A 22,071-nucleotide genomic window follows, 5' to 3' on the forward strand; every position below is an offset into this window, starting at 1 on the left:
ATGCCATTAAATAGTATGCTTATTTTATCTAAAAATATGCAATCAGTTTTTTACTTTCTAATTCTCACCTTCAATTCCTTAGAAGTGTTCCATTCAAGGGGAATACTTAAGATATTGTTTTGGTATTGAATTTTTACCTTTTTTCGATTAACTTTTATCTTTTTTGGTCTGCGGTCTATGTTATGAACTTTTAATAGTATTGTTTTTGTATGTTCCTCAAATTTTTCGCCTGTTTCGGCTTCAAATTCTATTTCAAGCCAACGTCCTTCTGTTTCTGCTTCAAATTCTAAAATTTCATAGTTATCCTTTTCATATGCTTGAAATGTCCTACCGTCATCGTTGTAGTATTTACGTTCATTTTCTTCGATAGCATCATCATGATAATAATGTAAAATCAAGCTTTTTCCTTGATAAGATGTTGTGTTATCAAAAGGTGGCGACATTAATACCAAAGCACCTGCCCTGACATAAGTAGGGATATGGTTTGGGTCGGTTTTAAAAGTTTTGGTCTGACCACCTTCAATCTTCTTATCAGTATAAAAATTAAACCAGTCTGAAGTTGAAGGAAATGTAACCTCAACGTCGGTTTGGCCCTGTTTTAAAACAGGGGTAACCAAAAAATCATTGCCCCATAAATAGGTATTTGCATTTTTGAGGTGTTTTTCAGGCTCTTCAAAAAATAAAGGGCGCATGAGAGGTGTCCCTTTTTGATTGTTGATAAAGGCCGAATTATAATTATAAGGTAGTAGTTGGTATCGGAGTTTAATTGCTGATTTGGCTTTAGATTTAGCATCTTCAGAACGATAAACCGGCTCGCTTGGTACTTCTTCTTGAGCATGAGGTCTATAAATCGGTTGAAATGTACCATATTGTAACCAGCGAACGTATAATTCGTCATCTAAATTAGCTCCTGCAAAACCACCTAAATCTGAATGCATATAGCCCAAACCTTGAATACCCATTTGTAAAGCAATCTCGGGTTGACTTTGTAAACCACCCCAAGTTCTGTTAACATCACCAGACCAGGGAATCATACCGTAACGTTGTGAACCGGAATAACCAGCGCGCATTAAAACAAAAGGTCGGCGGTTAGGTTTTGCTTCCAGACTAGCCTCAAACACCAATCTCGACCAATCGTGACCATAGATATTATGAACTTCGGCTGCTGAGCCTGTGGCATGTTGAACCCAATTGGGATGCACCTCAGGCTCTCCTAAATCACCCCAAAAGCCATTCACGCCCATATTTGATAGGTTTTTATATATATTTTTAAACCACTCATAACCTTCTTTTTTATACACGTCGATAATACCTGTATTTCCAAAATAAAAGTCATATCGTGCAGGTTTACTAATTGAGTCTAATGCTAAAGCGTTGTTTTTAATTGCTTCGTCCCAACGTTTGGAAGAGGTTAAAACAAAGGGTTCAGTAATAAGTATAGTTTCTACATTTTGGGCTTTCAGCTTTTTAATCATTCGCCTCGGTGTCGGAAAAGAGTCTTTTTCAAAAGCAAGATTTCCCATATGACCTTTAATATCTTTACCAAACCAGTATAAGTCTAAAATAATCGCGTCCACAGGGATATCTTCTTTTTTGTAATCACTGATGGTTTCAAGAACTTCATCTTGGCTGTGATAACCAAATCTACTGGCAAAATTACCTAAAGCCCATCGCGGTGGCATGGGCTGTTTTCCTGTTAAATCTGTATAATTGTCGATAATATTTTCCCAGGATTCACCTGCAATGATTTGATAGGTTTTTTTTCCTGAAATAGTCTCGTAAATCAAAGTGTTATTGTTCTGGCTATCCAGGTCTAAATACCCGACTGGAGCATTATCAAAATGAATCATATACTGCTTTGAGGACACCACAATGGGTAAAGTGAAGTTCATCAATTTTGAATAAGTTTCATAGCCATAGTGAGCTCTATTGAATAAAGGCAAACGATAACCTCTCCTATTCATTCCCAAAGCTCTGGCACCTCCACCATAAAGTACTTCATCATTTGTAAGATTGAATGCTATTTTTTCTGTGGTATCTGCAACGATATTTACTTTTACCATATCCATAACTTGGTGTTTGGATTTGTAGTAACCTTCTTTTTCAGAAATTAATTCTTTTCCCTTATAGGAATACGAAATTTTAAAAGGTGAAGTTTTTACGGTCAATACAATGCCAGAACTTTTATATAAAATATCACCTTCGGTCTCTGTTAAGGTTGTTTCCACTAAATCTGGCTTTAAAACAACAGCATGAGAATTAGGCTTAGATGCTTCACCTTTTGGTATAAATGATGTCTCTAAAATATCTTCGGTGTAAAACTTAAAAATATATTGCCCCTCATTGGTATCAACAAGGAGTTGATGATTTTTTTCATCATGAGAAATGTATTCTCGATTAGGGTTTTGAGCAATCCCTAATGAGTAACAAATAAGAATGAGGAAGTATATTTTTTTCATTTATTTTAATGCAAATTTTAGAGGAATATGCAAACGTTGACGCCAAGACTTTTCATCATGAGCGTCGCCTTCATATTTTAAATTTTTAAAATTACTGCTATTAAAATTGTGTTTGGCAAATAATTGATTGACCTCATCTTCATATTGTGGATAAAGCTCATCCAAGGTTTCAGTGCCAAAATCAAAATAAAATTTATGATTATTCAATTGTGGCAATTTATCGTCTAAATAGTTAAAAAATGTCTGCGGAAAAGGATTCTCCTCATAAGACATAGCGCCAGGCCAATGTGTGGACATACAAATGGCTTGGCCAAAAATATCTGGATATTCGCACAAGGCGTAAAATGAAATCAAACCGCCCATACTAGAGCCCGCAACAGTTATAGATTGGGGTTGGTCTAATATTGAAAAATGATTTTTAACTAAGGGTATCACCTCTTGGATCAAAAATTTAAGATAGTCATCAGATTGCGGTAGCTTTTTAAACAACCTATCGCTGTTGGATTGGTTATAGTCAATCAGGTTTTTTTTAGTCTCGTCCTCTAAATTATCGAAAGGTTTTTGAGGAAAATAGTCGCTGTGGCGGTCCTCAAAAACATTCCATGTGCTAACGACAATTGTAGGTATGATGCTGTCTGTTTTGATAAGCTGAGATAAAGTTTCATCTACACCCCATTCTTGTTTGTTCCATGTGGTGGTAGAATCAAACAACATTTGTCCGTCGTGCATTAATAGAACTTGGTAATCTTCATTTTCAGAATAATTTTCAGGTAGCCACACATCGATGTTTCTAGGAGAAACATATTTAGAATCAAAATTATTTATGCGCAATAAACTCCCACTTGATAATTGAACAGAATCAACTTTTTTAAAAGGATATTCGACCACAATTCTATTAGGGTCATTTATTGGCTTGCGTTCAGATTGATTGTTTTTACAAGCTATTAAACCCATACTTATTATTAAGACTGTAAAAGTTCTTATTAAATAATTGTTATCAATATTTTCCATATTTGATGTTTTATCGCGATTATCGCAAGATTTTTAGCAGATCTCGCAAAGGTTTTTTAGTCAAATCTCAAACTTCAAGTTAAAATTTATCAGAAAACAAATTCACTCCAGGTTTGACCGTTAATTTGCCTGACAACTCAACACTATTGCTAGTAAACAATTCAGCCCATTTTTGGGCTTCTAAATTCAGCTCTTCAAAACGATCTAAATCGATTTCAATAGGGTTTTCATTTTTACTAATCAACAATAAAACCGCTTCATCACCTGCTTGTCTATATAAGGCATAAGTGTTTTCAAATGGTGCAAAATGTTTGGTTTGCCCATGATGAATAGCGTTTGAAGTTTTTCTGAAATTCAACAAAGTTTTGAGAAAAAGTTTAAAATCTTGCTGTTGGTCTGATAAGCCTTTATTTTGAAAAACATTAACCTTATCGCCTGCCCAACCGCCTGGAAAATCTGTACGGATTAACCCGTGATCGCCAGGCTTTGCCGAATTGTCCATCAATATTTCTGTGCCGTAATATATTTGAGGCGTTCGTGGCATCGTTAAAATTAAAGCTAAGGCCATTTCAGTTTTGGTAATATCTTCATGCAATTGCGTAAAAATCCTATCCATATCGTGATTGTCTGGAAATAACATCATATCCGTTGGTCTAGGATAGTAAAAATCATTAGCCAAACCTTCATAAATTTTTACCAAACCTGTACCCCAACTTTCGTCTTCATTTAAAGCTTCAACAATAGTCTGTTGCATAGGGAAATCCATAGAAGATTTTAAATGAGACTTATAACCATCTACGGTGTTTTGTCCGGACTGCCAATAACCGGCAATTAAAGGGTTTGTGCTCCATTCTTCACCTACAATATTAAAATTAGGGTATTCTCTCATAATGGCCTTTGCCCAGTCACTCATAAAATCTTTATCTGGATAAGGATAGGTGTCTTGACGTATACCACCGAGCTGCAATGTTTCTATCCACCAAATACTGTTTTGTATAAGATATTTTGCCATGAACGGGTTTTGTTGATTCAAGTCAGGCATAGTTGGCACAAACCAACCTTCAGTCATTTTTGAACTATCGTATTCGGAGGCGTACAAATCTTGATTGGTGGTTCGTCTGTGGTTTGAGGTTGGGAGTTTCTTGTCATTTTCAAAAGCTTCTTGAGCGTTAACCCAGTCTTCGAATGGCAAATCTTGCATCCACCAATGCTCACTTCCACAGTGATTGGCAACCATATCCATAATCAATTTGATGCCACGGTCTTTGGCTTTTTGACTGAGCGTTTTGTAGTCTTTTAAAGTCCCAAAACGCGGGTCAACTTGATAATAATCGGTTATCGCGTACCCGTGATAAGAAGCCTTAGGCATATCATTAATCAATAAAGGCGAAGACCAAATCGCTGTAAAACCCATCTGCTCAATATAATCTAAATGCTCAATTATGCCTTGGATATCTCCACCATGACGCGCGTAATCGTCATTGCGGTCAGGGTTTGTTTCCTTTAGGTTATCAATAATATCGTTTTCGGGATTAGCATTTGCAAAACGGTCGGGTGTAATCAAATAAATCACATCTGAGCTATCAAAACCTTTGTATTCTTTAGCTGAAAGTTTTCTTGATTTTAATTCATATTTGTATGAAAATTTATCTTTTCCTAGTTGAAATTTAAATTTAAGTTCTCCAGGCTTGGCACTGGTATCAATTTTCAAATCCAAAAATAAATAGTTGGGACTATCTGCTTGACGGATATCTTGTATGCTGACACCTGGATATTTCAATTCAACTTCAGCTTTGCTGATATTATTCCCATGCACCAACAATTGAAGATTTTGTTGTTCAAAGCCAATCCACCAATGTGGTGGTTCTATTCTTTCAATTTGACCTGACATAGAATAGTTTACTAAATAAAAGACCAAAAAAACATAAATCAATTTTTTCATTAGGCGTTTATATTTTGACCATTTTTAAGAACTACAGGTTCTTCATTGACTACTATTTCTAGTTCATCTTGACCTTCAAGTGTAAAATGCGTAGCATCTTTAGTCACCTTAACTGCAATAATATTATCTCTAAAGTTAACCTTAAACGTGTAAGATTCCCATTCGTCAGGAATTTTTGGGGCAAAATTGAGCATATCATTTTTAACACGCATAGCGCCAAAACCTTCAACGATACTCATCCAAGTGCCGGCCATACTGGTGATGTGACAGCCTTCTTTAACTTCCTTATTATAATCATCTAAATCTAGACGAGATGTTCTGAGGTAAAACTGGTAAGCCTGTTGCATACGGTTAAGCAAAGCCGCCTGAATACTGTGTACACAAGGAGAAAGCGATGATTCGTGAACCGTAAACGGTTCATAAAAATCAAAGTGGCGCTCTAATTCTTGGTTTGTAAAATGGTCTTCAAAGAAATAAAAACCTTGCAACGTGTCGGCTTGTTTGATGTAAGGCGAACGCAATATTCTATCCCAAGACCAGTGTTGATTGATAGGTCTTTGGGTTTGGTCTAAATCTTTTACCGTGATAAGCTCTTTGTCTAAAAACCCATCTTGTTGCAAATAAACATCATGCTCTTCAGAATACGGCAAATACATTTCATCAGCTACAGTTTTAAACGCTTGAATTTCGTCTTGATTAAAGTTTGTTTTATCTACAATTCTATTGTAGTCTTCATTGTAGTCTTTTTTAAGAATATTGAGATTTTCAACCGCATAATTCAAGCACCATTTGGCGATATAGTTGGTATAAAAATTATTACTGACATTATTTTCATACTCATTTGGACCTGTTACACCGAGAATAACGTATTTGTTTTTAGGTTTAGAAAACGTAGCGCGTTGCTTCCAAAATCTTGCGATGGCTAACAATACTTCCATTCCCATTTCAGGCACATAAGAATAGTCGCCAGTATATCTGACATAATTAAAAATGGCAAATGCTATCGCGCCATTTCTGTGAATTTCTTCAAAGGTAATTTCCCACTCATTGTGACATTCTTCGCCATTCATGGTAACCATAGGATAGAGCGCCGCACCATTTTCAAAACCAAGTTTTTCTGCATTTTCAATGGCTTTTTGTAGGTGTTTATAGCGATAAGTCAATAGATTACGAGCCACTTTTTGGTCTTTGGTTGCCATGTAAAATGGCAAGCAATAGGCTTCGGTATCCCAATATGTGCTGCCTCCATATTTTTCGCCTGTAAATCCTTTAGGACCAATATTTAGTCGCGCATCTTTACCGAGATAAGTTTGGTTGAGTTGAAAAATATTAAAACGAATCCCTTGTTGTGCTTTGGTATCGCCTTCTATGATAATATCACTCATGTGCCATATATCAGCCCATGCTTGCTGCTGCTCTTTAAGTAAAGTATCAAAACCTTTTTTAGAAGCAACATCTAAAACACTTGAAGCGGCTTCAACTAAACTGCCTTTATCGTGATTTAAAGACGTGACATAACCTGCAAATTTATGAATAGTAAAAGTTTGCCCTTTTTGAACATCTTTTTCATAAGCCATAAAAGCCTTGTGCGCTTTTTGGTGAGGTTCGGGTTTGCTATTCAGGATTTTTCCATCAAGCAATACTGAAGATTGCATAAACGTACAGACATGAAATTCGGTCTTCACAGTGTGTGAGCATACAAATGCTTTTTGGTCTTTTATTTGTACATCTGTAATTTCCCAAAACTTGTCATCCCAATTAGAATCTTGATTTTTTATGCCGGCATCGACATAAGGTGAGTAAGTAATATGCGCAGAAGAATTTAAGGGCGTAATTTTATATTGAATAGCACCGAGCTCATCTTGACTCAAACTTAAAAATCGTAATGCTTCTACTTTGACTATAATACCATTTTGCATTTCTGCTTCAAGCGTTCGTTTGTGCCATCCTTCTTTCATGTTGAGTTCACGTTTGAAGTTGTCAACATGTTTACAAGTATTTAAATCAAATACATCACCATTAATATGAATGTGAATTCCGATCCAGTTTGGGGCATTTAATACTTTAGCAAAGTATTCAGGATAACCATTTTTCCACCAGCCTACACGGGTTTTGTCAGGATAATAGATTCCAGCAATATAACTACCTTGAAAGGTTTGCCCAGTGTAATCTTCTTCAAAATTAGCACGTTGTCCCATGGCGCCATTGCCTAAACTAAACAGGCTTTCAGAAGATTCTACCCGCTCTGGCTCAAAGCCTTCTTCAACAATTGACCACGCATAAGGGGTGATATAATCTTGATTCATATTGTAATGTCTTTATGATGGTTAAATAGATTTAAAGATATAAATTTTATCTTAAGCTTTCATTTTTATGTTTTTAAAAAACGGGTAATCAAATTGTAAAAAATTACTGAAACAAAAGTCTGCTTCATGTAATGTGTTTTTATCTCCTATACCAATACTAGTCATACCTCCTGCATTCGCAGCCTGGATACCTGCAATTGAATCTTCAAAGACAATGCAATTGCTCGGTGTAGTGTTTAAGCATTGAGCAGCTTTTAAAAATACTTCCGGATCAGGCTTAGCCTTGCTGACGACTGTACCGTCAATTATAGCTTCAAAAGTGTCTGAAAGTTTAACGCATTTCAGAATAGTTTTAGCATTCTTACTTGCTGAACCCAAAGCTATAGGATGGTTTTTAGCCTTTAAATCGTCTAAAAATGAGTTTACACCAGGCAAAATATCAGCTTCGGTCATCTGCTTAACATAATTGAGATAATCTTGATTTTTCTCGTTCATTAATCTTTGAAATTCTTCATCAGACAGGGTTTTATTACCCCAAGACAATATCTTTTCAAGAGACTTTACCCGACTGACCCCTTTGAGCTGTTCGTTTTCTTTTTCAGAAAAATTGATACCTATTTTGTTGGCGAGCTTTTGCCAAGCCAAAAAATGAAATTTGGCTGTATCGACGATAACACCGTCTAAATCGAATATAAAGGCCGTTTGTTTTTGCATAATTTAAATTTAAGTTGATTTAACATCGTCGACATCTTTGACACGAGTTACGAGTAATGCAGCAATAATCATACTGGCTCCAGATAAAACCAATGCGAAAATAGCTTGGTTACTATAAAAGTATTTGACCATTGGTCCGCCAATGATGCCATTTAAAATTTGAGGTAAAACAATAAAAAAGTTGAATATTCCCATATAAACACCCATTTTTTTTGGGTTTATAGCCCCGGCTAGAATAGCATAAGGCATCGACAAAATACTAGCCCACGCAATTCCAATGCCTATCATGGGTAGAATTAACCAATAGCGATCAGGCATAATATAGATAGACATAAAACTTATACCACCTATTATCAAGGCATACATATGGGTTGACTTTCTTCCGATATATTTTGAGATTTTCCCTAATGATAACGCCACAGGAATTGATACTAAGTTGTAAATGCCAAATAGAATACCAACCCAATCTCCGGCATTATTAAAAGCTTCACTTGAAGAGTCTGTGTGTGGCAAGTTGTAAAAATGTTGTGCAATTGCCGGAGTGGAAAACACCCACATACCAAATAGCGCAAACCACGAGAAAAATTGCACCCAACTGAGTTGCTTCATGGTTGTTGGCATTTTTACAAAATCTACAAAGATATCTGTGAGCTTGGCTTTGTCTTTGGGTTTGACCTCTGTGATTTCATCGAGTTTTTGAGCTTTAGCTTTTTCAATTTTATCGAGTTCTTCAGGAGAATACTCTTTTGTTGTCACAACAGTCACTAAAATCGTGACGATAAGCACTGCTGCGCCAATTATAAAAGACAATATAAGGTTAAGCGGTACGGCGCCTTCATCTGCGCGGTTGGCTACCCCAAAATATTCGGTTAAAACATAAGGCAACCATGAACCAACAACCGCACCAACACCAATTAAGACCGTTTGCGTAGTAAAGCCTACAGTACGCTGTTCTTCATTTAAAATATCTGCTACAAAAGCTCTGAAGGGCTCCATTGAGATATTAAAAGACGCATCCATAATCATCAACATTCCTGTTCCAACCCATAAAGCTGGTAAAAATGCAATAAATAAATCGGCTTGTGGCAATAGAACTAAACCTATTGAAGCTAAGATAGCTCCAACCAAAAAATAGGGCTTACGTCTACCAAATCTATTCCAGGTATTGTCGCTGTAATGACCAACGAGAGGTTGTACAATCAAACCCATTATTGGTGCGATAAGCCAAAACCATGACAATTGGTGAACATCTGCCCCAAAAGATTGTAAGATACGGCTTGCGTTGGCGTTTTGCAAAGCAAAGCCCATTTGTATACCCAAGAAACCAAAACTGATATAGGTGATTTCTAAAGCAGATAACCTACGTTTTTGCATATCGTTTGAATTAAATTAAAAAACGATAAGCTTTGGTGACAAAACTTAAAGGGAAGTAAAAAGTAGTTTTGTAATACAAATATAAAAATTATTTTGATTTATGTGTAGTTTCTCTTTCAATTATATCTGTATCAACGATTACAGTTTCAAAGCGTTCAATCTCTTCCCTGTCTTTTTCTAAACGGTTGATTAATAATCGGGCTGCTGTTCTTCCCATTTCAAAACCGTTTTGACTCACTGTAGTAAGCGGCGGATAAGCGTGTTTTGACAATACCCCATCTGTAAAGCCTATAACTTGCATATCATGAGGAATGTCAAGACCAAGTTTTCGAGCAACTTTCATCGCAGTAACTGCATAAAGTTCGTTGACAGCAAAAATGGCATCGAGATCTTTATTTTTTGATAGGAAGTCTGAAATTTGATCTTCTAAAGCTTCTAAATTGTCTTCTGAACTAAACTCATCATGAATTTTTAAAATGTAAGATAAATTAACGTCTTTTTGATTTTTCTCAAGGGCTTTTAAATAGCCTTCAGTTCTCAGTCTTCCTACGCTTACGTAATCTTTTGTACTTATAATACCTATATTCTTAGAGCCATTACCTATAAGTTTTTGAACCGCTTGTTGAGAAGTTCGGACATCGTCTACTATAACTTTATCACAATCCATATTATCTAAAACACGATCAAACATCACAATCGGTATACCTTGATCTATGGTTTCATGTAAATGATGATAATCGCCAATAGATAAAGTTTCTTTAGCTACTGACATGATAAAACCATCTATGCTTCCATTTGCTAGAGTGTCTAAATTGATTACTTCTTTTTTAAAGGACTCATTAGAAAGTCCAACAATGACATTATATCCATGCTCATTGGCATAAGATTCGATCCCTGAAATCACAGTAGTAAAAAAATGATGGACGATTTCTGGAATGATCACACCTAGAGTTTGGGTCTTTCTATTTTTTAAACTTAAAGCGATATTATTAGGCCTGTAATTATAAAGCTTGGCAAAAGCTTTGACTTTCTCTTTGGTTTCTTTACCAATTTCTTTGCTATCCCTTAAAGCTTTAGAAACCGTAGACACTGATACATCGAGCTCTTTAGCGATGAGTTTTAAAGTCGGTTTTTGTTTCATTGGACTAAATATTAGAAAATTTAAATTCTAAATATGATATAAATATAGGAATAAGATTAGGTATAGCTTTTAGATTTATTCAAAAAAAAGGATTTATTCAATAGTTTTTTTATCATAATCTCACTTTAAAATGTTAAAATCAAAAAGTTGTCAACACGAAAACGTTTGCGGTTCTTCGAAAATGTTTGCGTTAGACATTGTTTAATTAATTTTACGATTGGAAGTAAAAAGTAACATATTATTAACACAAATCACTCATTTATGAAGACGTTTAAATATTTATGTCTGTTCTTGTTTTTACCACTAGGTGTTTTTGCTCAAAATACCGTTAGTGGTACTGTGGTCGACGATCAAAATTTACCCATTCCCGGTGTAAATATTTTGATTGAGGACACTCAGCGTGGAACGACAACAGACTTTGACGGTAACTACAACATTGAAATCAACAATGGTGAAGTTTTGGTTTTTTCTTATTTAGGATTTAAAACCCAGAAAATAAGTTATACCGGACAATCAGAAATTAATGTACAACTTACACCAGACCAATCTCAACTTGAAGAAGTTGTTCTCATTGGTTATGGTACAAGTACCAAAAAAGATTTAACAGGTTCGGTGACCGCAATTTCTGAAGACGATTTTACAAAGGGTAATATTATTACGCCAGAGAACTTAATCAACGGTCGTGCAGCAGGTGTTACAGTTAAAACCAGTGGTGCACCGGGATCGGGTTCTGAAATAAGAATTCGTGGTGGTGGTTCTCTTAACGCCAACAATCAACCGCTGATTGTGGTTGATGGATTACCATTAAGTAATGATAATGTCGGCGGTGGTCGATCCATTCTATCTTCTATTAATCCGAATGATATTGAGTCTTTCTCTATCTTAAAAGATGCCGCAGCAACCGCCATTTATGGTAACAGAGCTTCTGCGGGTGTAATCATCATTAAAACCAAAAAGGGAACTAAAGATTTTCAAGTCGATTTTAACTATACCGCTGGGGTATATAGTTTGATGAATGAAATCGATGTGTTTTCTCCAGAAGGCTTTAGAGACATCATTGCTCAAGAAAGACCAGATGACGTCGATAAATTAGGTAATGCTAATACCAACTGGCAAGATGAAATTTACCGCGTCGCCAACTCGTTTGATCACAATTTATCGGTTAGAGGTCAATTGTTTGACAAAATCCCGGTTCGCTTGTCTTTAGGACGCCTAGACCAACAAGGAATTCGATTAACAAGTCAGTTTGAACGTAATTCAGTCTCTACTTCTATTAACCCTACATTTTTTGACGATAGATTAAGAATTAACCTCAACGCAAATTATACGCGTGAAAGCAACCGATTTGCTGATGGTGTAGAAGGTGCAGCGATTCGCTTTGACCCGACGCAACCGGTGAGAGATCCTAACTCACCCTTTGGTGGTTTCTTTGAATATTATGACCCGAACAACAATAATGAACCCTTATTAGGCACCAGAAACCCTGTAGCAAGTTTACTACAACGCCGAAATGTTACGGATGTTGATCGTTTTTACGGGAACTTAAACTTAGATTATAGATTTCATTTTTTACCACAAGTGAGAGCCGTTGTGAATTTTGGTTTTGACGATTCTAGTGGTAGCGGAACTAATGAATTATCTCGTGAAAGTATCAATGGACAACGTTTTAATGACGGGACATTCAATGGAAGTTTTTCTAGATTTACAAGTGATATCAGAAATACCTTATTTGATGCTTATTTAAAGTTTGATGATGACATCACTGACGACATCAGCTTAAGAGGTACTGTTGGTTATTCTTATCAAGAGTTTCAAAATGAAAGCTTTTCTACAGGGGAGACTCGTGAAGAAGCGCAAGTAGATGACTCAGATGTCAACACTTTACCCGATGTGGTATTAATTGGATATATTGGTCGTGCCTTTGTCAGTTTTAAAGATAAATATATTGCCTCCTACTCGATTAGACGCGATGGATCTTCACGTTTTGCTGAAGGCAACAAATGGGGAACATTTCAATCGGCAGCCTTGTCATGGAATATTTCTGATGAAAATTTCTTAGAAGATTCTGAAGTGGTTTCTAATTTAAAATTAAGAGCCAGTTATGGTGAAACAGGACAACAGGAAATTGGTCCACGTATTATCGGTCTTGAAAGCTTTGCAACCTCACAGCCTACAGCTCAAGTCATTTTTGGTGGTGCGCCTTTAACGGCTGGTTTTCCGAATGCAAGAAATGAAAATTTAACTTGGGAAACCGCTAAAACTTATAACATCGGTATTGACTATGGTTTATTTGATAATAGAATTACGGGGACATTAGATGTTTATACTAGAGATACAGAAGATCTGTTTGTCGTTGCACCTGTACCGGAAGGTTCAAATTTTACGAATACTATCGAACAAAATTCAGGAACTTTAAATACACAAGGTCTTGAATTTGGGATCAATGCTTTAGTGTTTGATGCAGAAGGAGATTCTGATAAATTTGATTGGAATGTAAATTATAACTTCACTTTACTTAATCAAGAGTTGGATGAATTAGCTAATGATTCTGATATTCCCGTTGGTGGCATTGGTGGTGGTACCGGTGGTTTTATTCAATTGCACAGTGTAGGTCATGCCCCAAACTCATTTTGGGTGTTTAACCAAATTTACGATGATAATGGCAGACCCATTGAAGGCGCTTATGCAGATTTAAATGGTGACAACATCATTAATGATGACGATCGTTATTTATTTAGAGATCCTGATGCCGATATTACTATGGGCTTTCAATCGACAATGAACTACAAGAACTTTGATTTCTCCTTTAATATGAGAGCGAGTTTAGGCAATTATGTCTATAATAACGTCAATTCTGCAAGAGCTCAATTTCAATTTTTACAAGACAATACGGCTCTAGGGAACATCCCAACCCAAGTTTTAGAAACAGGATTTCAAAACACCTCTGATGTGATTCGTTCTGATATATATATCGAAAATGCCTCATTTTTAAGAATGGACAACTTTCAATTGGGTTATACGTTTCAAGATGTGGTTCAGAAAAGTTCAACACTTAGAGTTTGGGCCGGTATGAACAATGTGTTTGTCATCACAGATTACTCTGGCCTAGATCCAGAAGTATTTGGTGGGATAGACAATACAATTTTCCCTAGACCTCAAACCTTTTTAATGGGCTTAAATTTCAAATTTTAAGAAATGTTTTACAGGCTTAATAGTCTGAATACCTTATATTTAATATTAAAATAAGATGAAAATGAAAATAATGAAAAAATTAAATTTAATCTATCTATTTGCAGGACTGCTGTTTTTAGTTTCTTCGTGCGAAGACGATTTAAATACAGTCCCATTAGATGATGACGCTTCTACGGCGGAAGACTTTTTCAGTCAAGATAATGCTTATAAAAGTCTCCTAGCCGGTGTTTATGGCAATTTAAGTTTGACTAGTGCTGGTGGTGCTTTTGGTTCAAATATTGGTGGCTTAGACCCAGGTACAAGTCAATATGGACGAGCTTTGATGAATCTTCAAACCTTTACCACAGATGAAGCTATCTGGTCTTACGAAAATGACCCCGGTATTGCCGAATTACAACGTACAACCTGGACGCCTGCAAACGTCATCATTCGTGGAGCTTTTGGACGTATAATGGGAAGTGTAGCTTTTGCAAATGAATTTTTAAGACAATCTACAGAAGCTAAATTAAACTCCCGTGATATCAGTGGAGAAGAACTTCAAGAAATGCCAACATTTAGAGCTGAAGCAAGATTATTGAGGGCATTATCTTACTACCATATGCTAGACTTATTTGGCAAAGCTCATTTTATTACAGAAGAAGACCCTGTAGGTGTATTTAGAAATGAAGAAATTGTAGGTGTTGACCTGTTCAATTACATCGAATCTGAACTCTTAGAAATTATACCAGATTTAAAAGACGCTAGAACCAATGAATATGCCAGAGCTGATAAAGCTGTAGCTTGGATGATTTTAGCTAAGCTTTATCTCAATGCTGAAGTATATATTGGTGAAGACCGCTATGCAGATGCTTTAGAATATTCCCAAAATATCATAGATGCAGGTTACAGTTTAACACCAAATTATCAAGATGTCTTTAGAGGAGATAATGATGTAAATGGCGCGCAAAATGAAGTTATTTTCCCTGTGCCGGCAGATGGCGAATTTTCGCAGTCTTTTGGCCCAACAACGGTTATGACCAATGGTGCTGTAGGTAGTATTGAACAAAATGGAGCTAATCTTGGCGTTACAGAAGGTGGCTGGGGCGGTGCTATACGCTTATCACCGCAGTTTGTGTCGCTTTTTCAAGGCGCTGAATTTACAAATGATGCTAGAAATGGCATTATCTCAGAAGATAGACCTATTAATATTACTGATGTATCCAATCGCGATCAAGGTTATATTTTAGAAAAATTTACAGATCTCAATACATCTGATGACCCGGTAGATGATAATTTAACCTTTTCATCAGTAGATTTTCCAATGTTCAGATTAGCTGATGTGTATCTTATGTATGCTGAAGCACACCTTCGAGGTGGGGGTGGCTCATTGACACAAGCGACTGAATATATTAACCTTATAAGAACACGTGCACATAATGGCAGCACAACTTGGAATATTTCTGAATCAGATTTAACTTTAGATTTTATCATCGATGAAAGAGCTCGTGAACTCTATTGGGAATCTCACAGAAGACAAGACTTAAGACGTTTTGGTTTGTTTACTGGCGCATCTTATGTCTGGACACTCAAAGGAAATTCTTTAAGTGGTATTCCAATAGCTGATTATAGAGGCTTATTCCCTATTCCAAGTGAAAGCTTATCAGCCAATCCAAATTTAACTCAAAATCCTGGTTACTAATATTTAAAAACTCAAAACAATGAAAAATAAATTCTTAATTTTAACAATAATTTGCTTAGGCCTATTTGGACTAAAGTCTTGTACAGATGATGATAACTTTAGGTTCCAAACACCAGCAGAAGTTGAACAGTTGACTATTACAAATAGTTTATTAGGAGAATATTTATTATCGACCCAAACATTTCCTAATATAGCTGAAAGATTTACATGGGAGACACCAGATTTTGGTGTTGAGTCTAACATCTCATATAACTTAGAATATTCTGTTGATGGTACTTTTGAAAACCCTATTGTTGTTGGTTCAACTACAGAAACCCAACTTTCAATAAATGTTGAACAATTATGGAATCTAGCCACAACTGAACTAGGGTTAGACAATGATCCAGAGACATTTTTAGTAGATGATAATGGTGACCCTATTTTGGACGAAGCTGGTAATCCTATTCCAAATGACTCAGGTGAAATGTTCTTTAGAGTTGTAGGTGATTTAGGTACCAATGAAGCTGATAATTCACCTAGCTCAATTTCAGATGTACAAATCTTGTTTGTTAGATTATTGTCAAACGATGGTGGCGGTGAAGTAGCGCTTAGAAATTTATTTTTAGTCGGTGACGCTACAGCTCCTGGTTGGGATAACAACAACAACAATCCACCTATTGTTAGAGATCCTGAAAATCAAAATGTGTACACCTTTACCGGTAAATTTTTAGGCGATCCAGCTGCATTTAAACTTTTAGAGCAAAGAGGGGCATGGCAGCCACAATGGGGCTTAAGCGAAGGTGCTTTAGCAAGTTCTGAAGATCTTGGCAGTGACCCGGATGTATTTAATATCCCTGGTGGCGAAGGTTATTACAGCATTACTGTCGATATTGACAATGCAACTTTTGATATTCAATCCTTTGATGAATCAGGCTCCACAACTTTTGCTACTATTGGAATTATAGGTAGTGCTACTACTGGAGATGACTCTGGTTGGAGTGCAGATATGGACATGACTCAATCTACTTTTGATCCACACCTTTGGTATATGACTGGTCTTGAGCTATTTGATGGTGAAGCTAAATTTAGAGCGGATGATGATTGGGCTGTCAATTGGGGAGCAAACACCGAATTAACTGGGTTCGCTTCACAAGATGGACCTAATATTCCTGTTGCTGCAGGGACTTATGACGTGTGGTTTAACGACCTGACTGAAACTTATGTTTTTGTAAGATTAGAAGAATAAATAAAATCACAAAAAGGGCATTTGGAAACAAATGCCCTTTTTTAATCTTTTATTATGAAAAAAATATTACTCAATCTTTTTTTTTTTACTGTCTTTTGTTGTTTTGGGACATGCACAAGTCCAACAGGGCACTTTTAGCATCAATCCGGCAACATTTGAAGAGGATGAACAGATCACAATAACCGTATCAGGTGTAGACCCAAGTATATGGGGAGTTTCAGACGTTTATCTGTGGGCGTGGTACTTCAATCCTGATGGAAGTTTTGGTGGAGATTCTCCAACTAATGGCTCTTGGACAAATTCTGACGAGTCTCAAAAAATGACAGACAATGGAGATGGTACATTTTCTTTTACCATTACCCCTACTAATTTTTACAGTACAACAAATATTGGCACTCTTGGTATGCTTGTAAAAGCTGATGACGGAACCGGAGATAAAAAAACCCAAGATCATTTAGTTCCCGTTGGAAGTTTCCAATTATTTCTTGATAGCTCGCTAGACGATGTTAATATTGTTGATCAAGGCAATTCTTTAACTATTTCGGCCACAACAAGTTTAGCAGCAAACTTTGAATTATTTGCCAACGGTACTTCTATTGATACTCAAAACAACACTACAAGTTACAATTTTAATTATACAGTCAATAATGATGCTGCTTTTGAACTGGTTGCAACAGAACCCAACACAAGCGAAGTTCAAACCGCTGAATTTAATGTTATTACAACCCCAGTTGTAAACAATGCGCCCGTTCCAGCAGGAATGCAAGACGGTATAAATTACGATATCAATAATCCTGATGAGATCACATTAGTGCTATACGCACCCAACAAAAACTTTGTCCATGTCATTGGAAATTTTGATAATAACGACTGGAATTTAAGTAATAACTACTTGATGAATCGTGACCCTTCCAATGATAGGTTTTGGATTACAATTAATGGACTCAACAACCATCCTAGTAATAATTTTCTATTTCAATATGTTGTTGATGCCGAGATAAACGTTGCAGATCCATACTCAGAGTTAGTATTAGATCCATTTAATGATCCTTTTATTGATAACACAGTATTCCCTAATATACCAGCTTATCCAGAAGATAAAACTACTGAATTGATATCTTGGGTGAGATTAAATCAGCCTGAATATCAATGGCAAGTCCCAAATTTTCAACGACCCGATCAGGACGAATTGGTTGTTTATGAATTGCTGATAAGAGATTTTGACGCTGCTCATACCTTTAATTCTGTGGTGAATAGATTGGATTATTTGGAAGACTTAGGTATCAACGCCATTGAATTGATGCCAGTGAATGAATTTGATGGTAATATCAGTTGGGGATACAATCCTGCTCTTCACGGTGCTTTAGACAAATATTATGGGACACCGGAAGACTTTAAAAACTTTGTTGATGAATGTCACTTAAGAGGTATCGCTGTTATCTTAGATGTGGTGTATAACCATGCCACCGGTCAAAATCCTTATTACAGAATGTGGAATGATTGTAACGGGTGTACTGTTGGTCAAGCGACAAACGACAATCCATTTTTTAATGTCAATGATCCTAACACCTCATTTTCATTCTTTAATGATATGGATCATGAATCAACCGATATGGAAGAGTATATGGATCGTATGAATTTATACTGGTTAGAAGAATACAATATAGATGGTTATCGCTTTGATTTTACCAAAGGGTTTACAAATGTCGTTGGTGACGGAGGCGGTTTTGACGCTTCCAGAATCAACAATCTTAACAGGATGTACGACGTTATCAGAGCAGCTGATCCTACAGCATACGTTATCTTAGAGCACTTTGCGCCAAACAGTGAAGAAACACAATTAATAAACCATAGATTGACCACTGATCCTAATGAACCAGGTATGCAAGTTTGGGGCAATTTTAATTTTACCTATAACCAAGCGACTATGGGTTATGATAATTCTGATTTTTCTTTTATCAAATACCAAAATCGTGGTTGGTCAACTCCATCCAATATGAGCTATATGGAGAGCCACGACGAAGAGCGCTTGATGTATAAAAATTTAGAATTTGGAAATAGTTCAGGATCTTATGATATTACAAATTTAAACACTGGATTGGAACGTCTTGAAATAGCCGGAGCTTTCTTTTTCCCTATTCCTGGACCAAAAATGCTATGGCAATTTGGAGAATTGGGCTATGATTTTAGTATCAATTATTGTCCAAATGGAACAATTGATAACAGTTGTAGAACTGCACCAAAACCTATTCCGTGGGGCTTAAACTATAATACAAACCCTAACAGAACTCAGGTTTATGATACCTGGAGCAAATTAATTAACCTTAAACTTCAGGAACCCATTTTTGACACCCCTAACTTTACTTTAGAAGTATCTGATGATGTGGAAAAGAAAATTTTCTTAGTCGATGATAATGCGGGTCCAAATGATTTAGAATATGTAACTATTGTTGGGAATTTTGGGGTCAACACGATTACGACTCAACCTTTTTTCCAGGAAACTGGAGCATGGTATGATTTGATGACTGAAACCCCTTTACAGGTCAATGACACAAATATGTCTATCACATTGGCTCCAGGTGAATTTAAAATGTATGGTAATGAGTTGGTGACTTTATCAAATGAAGATTTTAATACTTTTGAAAATGAAATTGTTATCCACCCTAACCCTTCATCAGATTATTTTTCGCTTAATAAACCTGCCAAAAGTATCACAATTTATAATGTTACAGGTCAGATTGTCAAACAATTTGAAGGTGATTTTAACATCAACCAGCGTTATAATATTGAAGCTTTAAATAGCGGTTTATACTTTGTAAAAGTTCAATCTCAAGAAAAAACTTTGTCTGTTAAGCTTATAAAAGATTAATAGGTATTGCTTTGTTCTCATTAAGCAGAAAAGGCGACTCACAACGAGTCGCCTTTTTATTTTAAATTTTTATGATGAAAATTAAAGGATTTGTTCTGCGTGGGCTTTAGTTTTAACTTTAGAAATCACTTCTTCAATTTTGCCTTCTTCATCAATAACAAAAGTGGTTCGGTGTATACCATCATATTCTTTACCCATGAACTTTTTTGGTCCCCAAACGCCAAAAGCCTCAATCACCGATTTGTCCTCATCGGCAAGTAATGGGAAAGGCAACTCATATTTGTTTTTAAAATTTTGTTGACGTTTTGGCGAATCAGCGCTCACACCTAGAATTTTATAGCCTTTATCCTGAAAAGTACTCCAATGGTCCCGTAGATTACAAGCTTCTGCAGTACATCCCGGTGTACTGGCTTTTGGATAAAAGAAAACCACAAGTTTATTTCCTTTAAAGTCTTTTAATTCATGAACGTTGCTGTCTTGATCTTTGGCTGAAAAATTCGGAGCGTTATCGCCTGCTTTTAATGTTGTCATAATGTATTTTTGTTTAAAATTACAGAAAATGAAGAAGTCTGAGAAAGTAAATTTCGTTATAAATACGTTAAATGAAATTTATCCGAAAATTCCTATCCCGTTAGACCATAAAGATCCTTATACTTTATTGATTGCAGTTTTGCTTTCAGCTCAAAGCACTGATAAGAGAGTAAACCAAATCACGCCTTTACTTTTTGAACAAGCAGACAATCCCTACGATATGGTTAAATTAAGTGTAGACCAGATTAGAGAAATTATCAAACCTGTAGGGTTATCCCCTATGAAGTCTAAAGGTATTTATGGCTTATCAAAAATTCTCATTGAAAAATACGAGGCTAAAGTACCACAAAGCTTTAAGGCCTTGGAAGCGCTGCCAGCAGTAGGTCATAAAACGGCAAGTGTGGTGATGTCCCAAGCCTTTGGTGTGCCTGCTTTTCCTGTTGACACACACATTCATCGCATGATGTATCGCTGGAATTTATCTACGGGCAAGAATGTAAAGCAAACTGAAAAAGATGCGAAACGGCTATTTCCAAAAGATTTATGGAATAAACTTCACTTGCAGATCATTTGGTATGGAAGAGAATATAGCCCTGCGCGCGGTTGGGATTTAGACAAAGACATCATTACCCGAACCATTGGAAGACAGTCGGTTATAAAATCCTATTACAAAAAAAGCACCCGAAAACAATCAGGTGCTAAAAATGAAACTAACAAATAAAAGACTAATTCTGAATACTTTCAAATTGAAGATTTTTATGGTTGATAATCTTCAAAGCTTTTGAATAGTTAAGAAGGAAATTTATACATTCCTTCGAGGGTTCAACGTTTTCCACCTTTTTTTTTGGTGATGGGTTTAAGTAGAGGTTTGCCATATAAAAATTTTATTTAAATAACAAACGTACTAAAGACCAATTTATTGTTTTATTTTAAATTATTTTTCGGTTAAAATGATATTTCGTTCTTCAATAATTTTTCTTAAATTAATTAAAGCATAACGCATACGCCCTAGAGCAGTATTAATACTAACATCAGTTTTATAGGCAATTTCTTTAAAGCTGTATTCATTGTAAATACGCATTTCTAAAACTTCTTTTTGATCGTCAGGTAACTCTTTAATTAAGGATTTGACATCACTCTCAATTTGGTTTTTAATCAAATTTGACTCTGCATTCAAATTGTCATCTTTAATTACTGAAAATATATCAAAATCTGTTTTGGTATCAAATTTTGGCATGCGATTACTTTTTCTAAAGTGGTCGATTACCAGATTATGTGCTATTCGCATAACCCAAGGTAAAAATTTACCTTCTTCATTATACTTACCTCGCTTTAAGGTATTAATGACTTTTATAAAGGTATCTTGAAAAACATCTTCGGCTAGATCTCTATCTTGAATTTTTGAGATAATAAATCCAAATATTTTATGTTTATGCCTATTAATGAGTTGACATAATGCATTTTCATTCCCGCCCAAATAGCTTCTTATAAGCTCAGCTTCCGAAATTGTTTGTTGTTGTTTCATAACATTACTTTGATCCCAATTATGGGTTTTCTTTAATTTTTATAAGCTAAAAGAGTAATGCTATGCTATAGGCAATTGTATTTATTTGAATGTCAAATATATAA

General features: G+C 35.8%; 14 protein-coding genes. 5 read left to right on the forward strand and 9 right to left on the reverse strand.

The genetic code is table 11. From position 1 onward, the window contains the following. Nucleotides 1-50: 50 nt before the first annotated feature. From FCN74_RS07825 to FCN74_RS07855, 7 genes are all read right to left on the reverse strand, one after another. Complete coding sequence (locus tag FCN74_RS07825; protein ID WP_138932045.1) at nt 51-2,459, reverse strand: glycoside hydrolase family 31 protein; 2,409 nt, start codon at nt 2,457-2,459, stop codon at nt 51-53. After that, complete coding sequence (locus tag FCN74_RS07830; RefSeq protein WP_138932046.1) at nt 2,460-3,470, reverse strand: alpha/beta hydrolase; 1,011 nt, start codon at nt 3,468-3,470, stop codon at nt 2,460-2,462. A gap of 79 nt (nt 3,471-3,549) precedes the next feature. Beyond that, the gene (locus FCN74_RS07835) at nt 3,550-5,361 is read right to left on the reverse strand and encodes a glycoside hydrolase family 13 protein (RefSeq protein ID WP_317128780.1); all 1,812 of its coding nucleotides are present in this window, start codon (nt 5,359-5,361) and stop codon (nt 3,550-3,552) included. 50 nt (nt 5,362-5,411) lie between these two features. Next, nucleotides 5,412-7,718, reverse strand: a complete 2,307-nt coding sequence (locus tag FCN74_RS07840; protein ID WP_138932048.1) for a glycoside hydrolase family 65 protein — start codon at nt 7,716-7,718, stop codon at nt 5,412-5,414. Nucleotides 7,719-7,769: 51 nt separating this feature from the next. Next, a complete protein-coding gene (gene pgmB / locus FCN74_RS07845; protein ID WP_138932049.1) occupies nt 7,770-8,432 on the reverse strand; it encodes a beta-phosphoglucomutase in 663 nt (220 codons plus the stop codon). Between the two features lie 9 nt (nt 8,433-8,441). After that, entirely contained in the window at nt 8,442-9,806 is a 1,365-nt protein-coding gene (locus tag FCN74_RS07850; RefSeq protein ID WP_138932050.1) for an MFS transporter, read from the reverse strand. A gap of 88 nt (nt 9,807-9,894) precedes the next feature. Continuing rightward, nucleotides 9,895-10,947, reverse strand: coding sequence for a LacI family DNA-binding transcriptional regulator (locus FCN74_RS07855; RefSeq protein WP_138932051.1), 1,053 nt, complete (start codon nt 10,945-10,947; stop codon nt 9,895-9,897). 261 nt (nt 10,948-11,208) lie between these two features. On the opposite strand from FCN74_RS07855, the gene FCN74_RS07860 reads away from it, so the two are divergent. The 4 genes from FCN74_RS07860 to FCN74_RS07875 all read left to right on the forward strand — a co-directional run bounded on the left by FCN74_RS07860 (nt 11,209) and on the right by FCN74_RS07875 (nt 19,911). Then, nucleotides 11,209-14,139, forward strand: a complete 2,931-nt coding sequence (locus tag FCN74_RS07860; protein WP_138932052.1) for a SusC/RagA family TonB-linked outer membrane protein — start codon at nt 11,209-11,211, stop codon at nt 14,137-14,139. 70 nt (nt 14,140-14,209) lie between these two features. Further along, nucleotides 14,210-15,817: a RagB/SusD family nutrient uptake outer membrane protein gene (locus tag FCN74_RS07865; RefSeq protein WP_317128781.1), complete on the forward strand. Its 1,608-nt coding sequence runs from the start codon at nt 14,210-14,212 to the stop codon at nt 15,815-15,817. A gap of 19 nt (nt 15,818-15,836) precedes the next feature. Continuing rightward, nucleotides 15,837-17,042 carry a SusF/SusE family outer membrane protein gene (locus FCN74_RS07870; protein ID WP_138932054.1) on the forward strand — a complete coding sequence of 402 codons (1,206 nt, stop codon included), beginning with the start codon at nt 15,837-15,839 and terminating at the stop codon, nt 17,040-17,042. A gap of 103 nt (nt 17,043-17,145) precedes the next feature. Then, nucleotides 17,146-19,911, forward strand: coding sequence for an alpha-amylase family glycosyl hydrolase (locus FCN74_RS07875; protein WP_246062590.1), 2,766 nt, complete (start codon nt 17,146-17,148; stop codon nt 19,909-19,911). 81 nt (nt 19,912-19,992) lie between these two features. Here FCN74_RS07875 and bcp read toward each other — a convergent pair whose 3' ends face one another. Then, a complete protein-coding gene (gene bcp, locus FCN74_RS07880; protein ID WP_138932056.1) occupies nt 19,993-20,442 on the reverse strand; it encodes a thioredoxin-dependent thiol peroxidase in 450 nt (149 codons plus the stop codon). A gap of 28 nt (nt 20,443-20,470) precedes the next feature. On the opposite strand from bcp, the gene FCN74_RS07885 reads away from it, so the two are divergent. Continuing rightward, entirely contained in the window at nt 20,471-21,163 is a 693-nt protein-coding gene (locus FCN74_RS07885; RefSeq protein WP_138932057.1) for an endonuclease III domain-containing protein, read from the forward strand. A 213-nt stretch (nt 21,164-21,376) separates the two neighbouring features. Here the strand turns inward: FCN74_RS07885 and FCN74_RS07890 are convergent, their stop codons facing one another. Further along, a complete protein-coding gene (locus FCN74_RS07890) occupies nt 21,377-21,967 on the reverse strand; it encodes an RNA polymerase sigma factor (RefSeq protein ID WP_138932058.1) in 591 nt (196 codons plus the stop codon). Nucleotides 21,968-22,071 lie beyond the last annotated feature (104 nt).

This window comes from Mesohalobacter halotolerans, from assembly GCF_006120725.1.
Taxonomy (GTDB): domain Bacteria; phylum Bacteroidota; class Bacteroidia; order Flavobacteriales; family Flavobacteriaceae; genus Psychroflexus; species Psychroflexus halotolerans.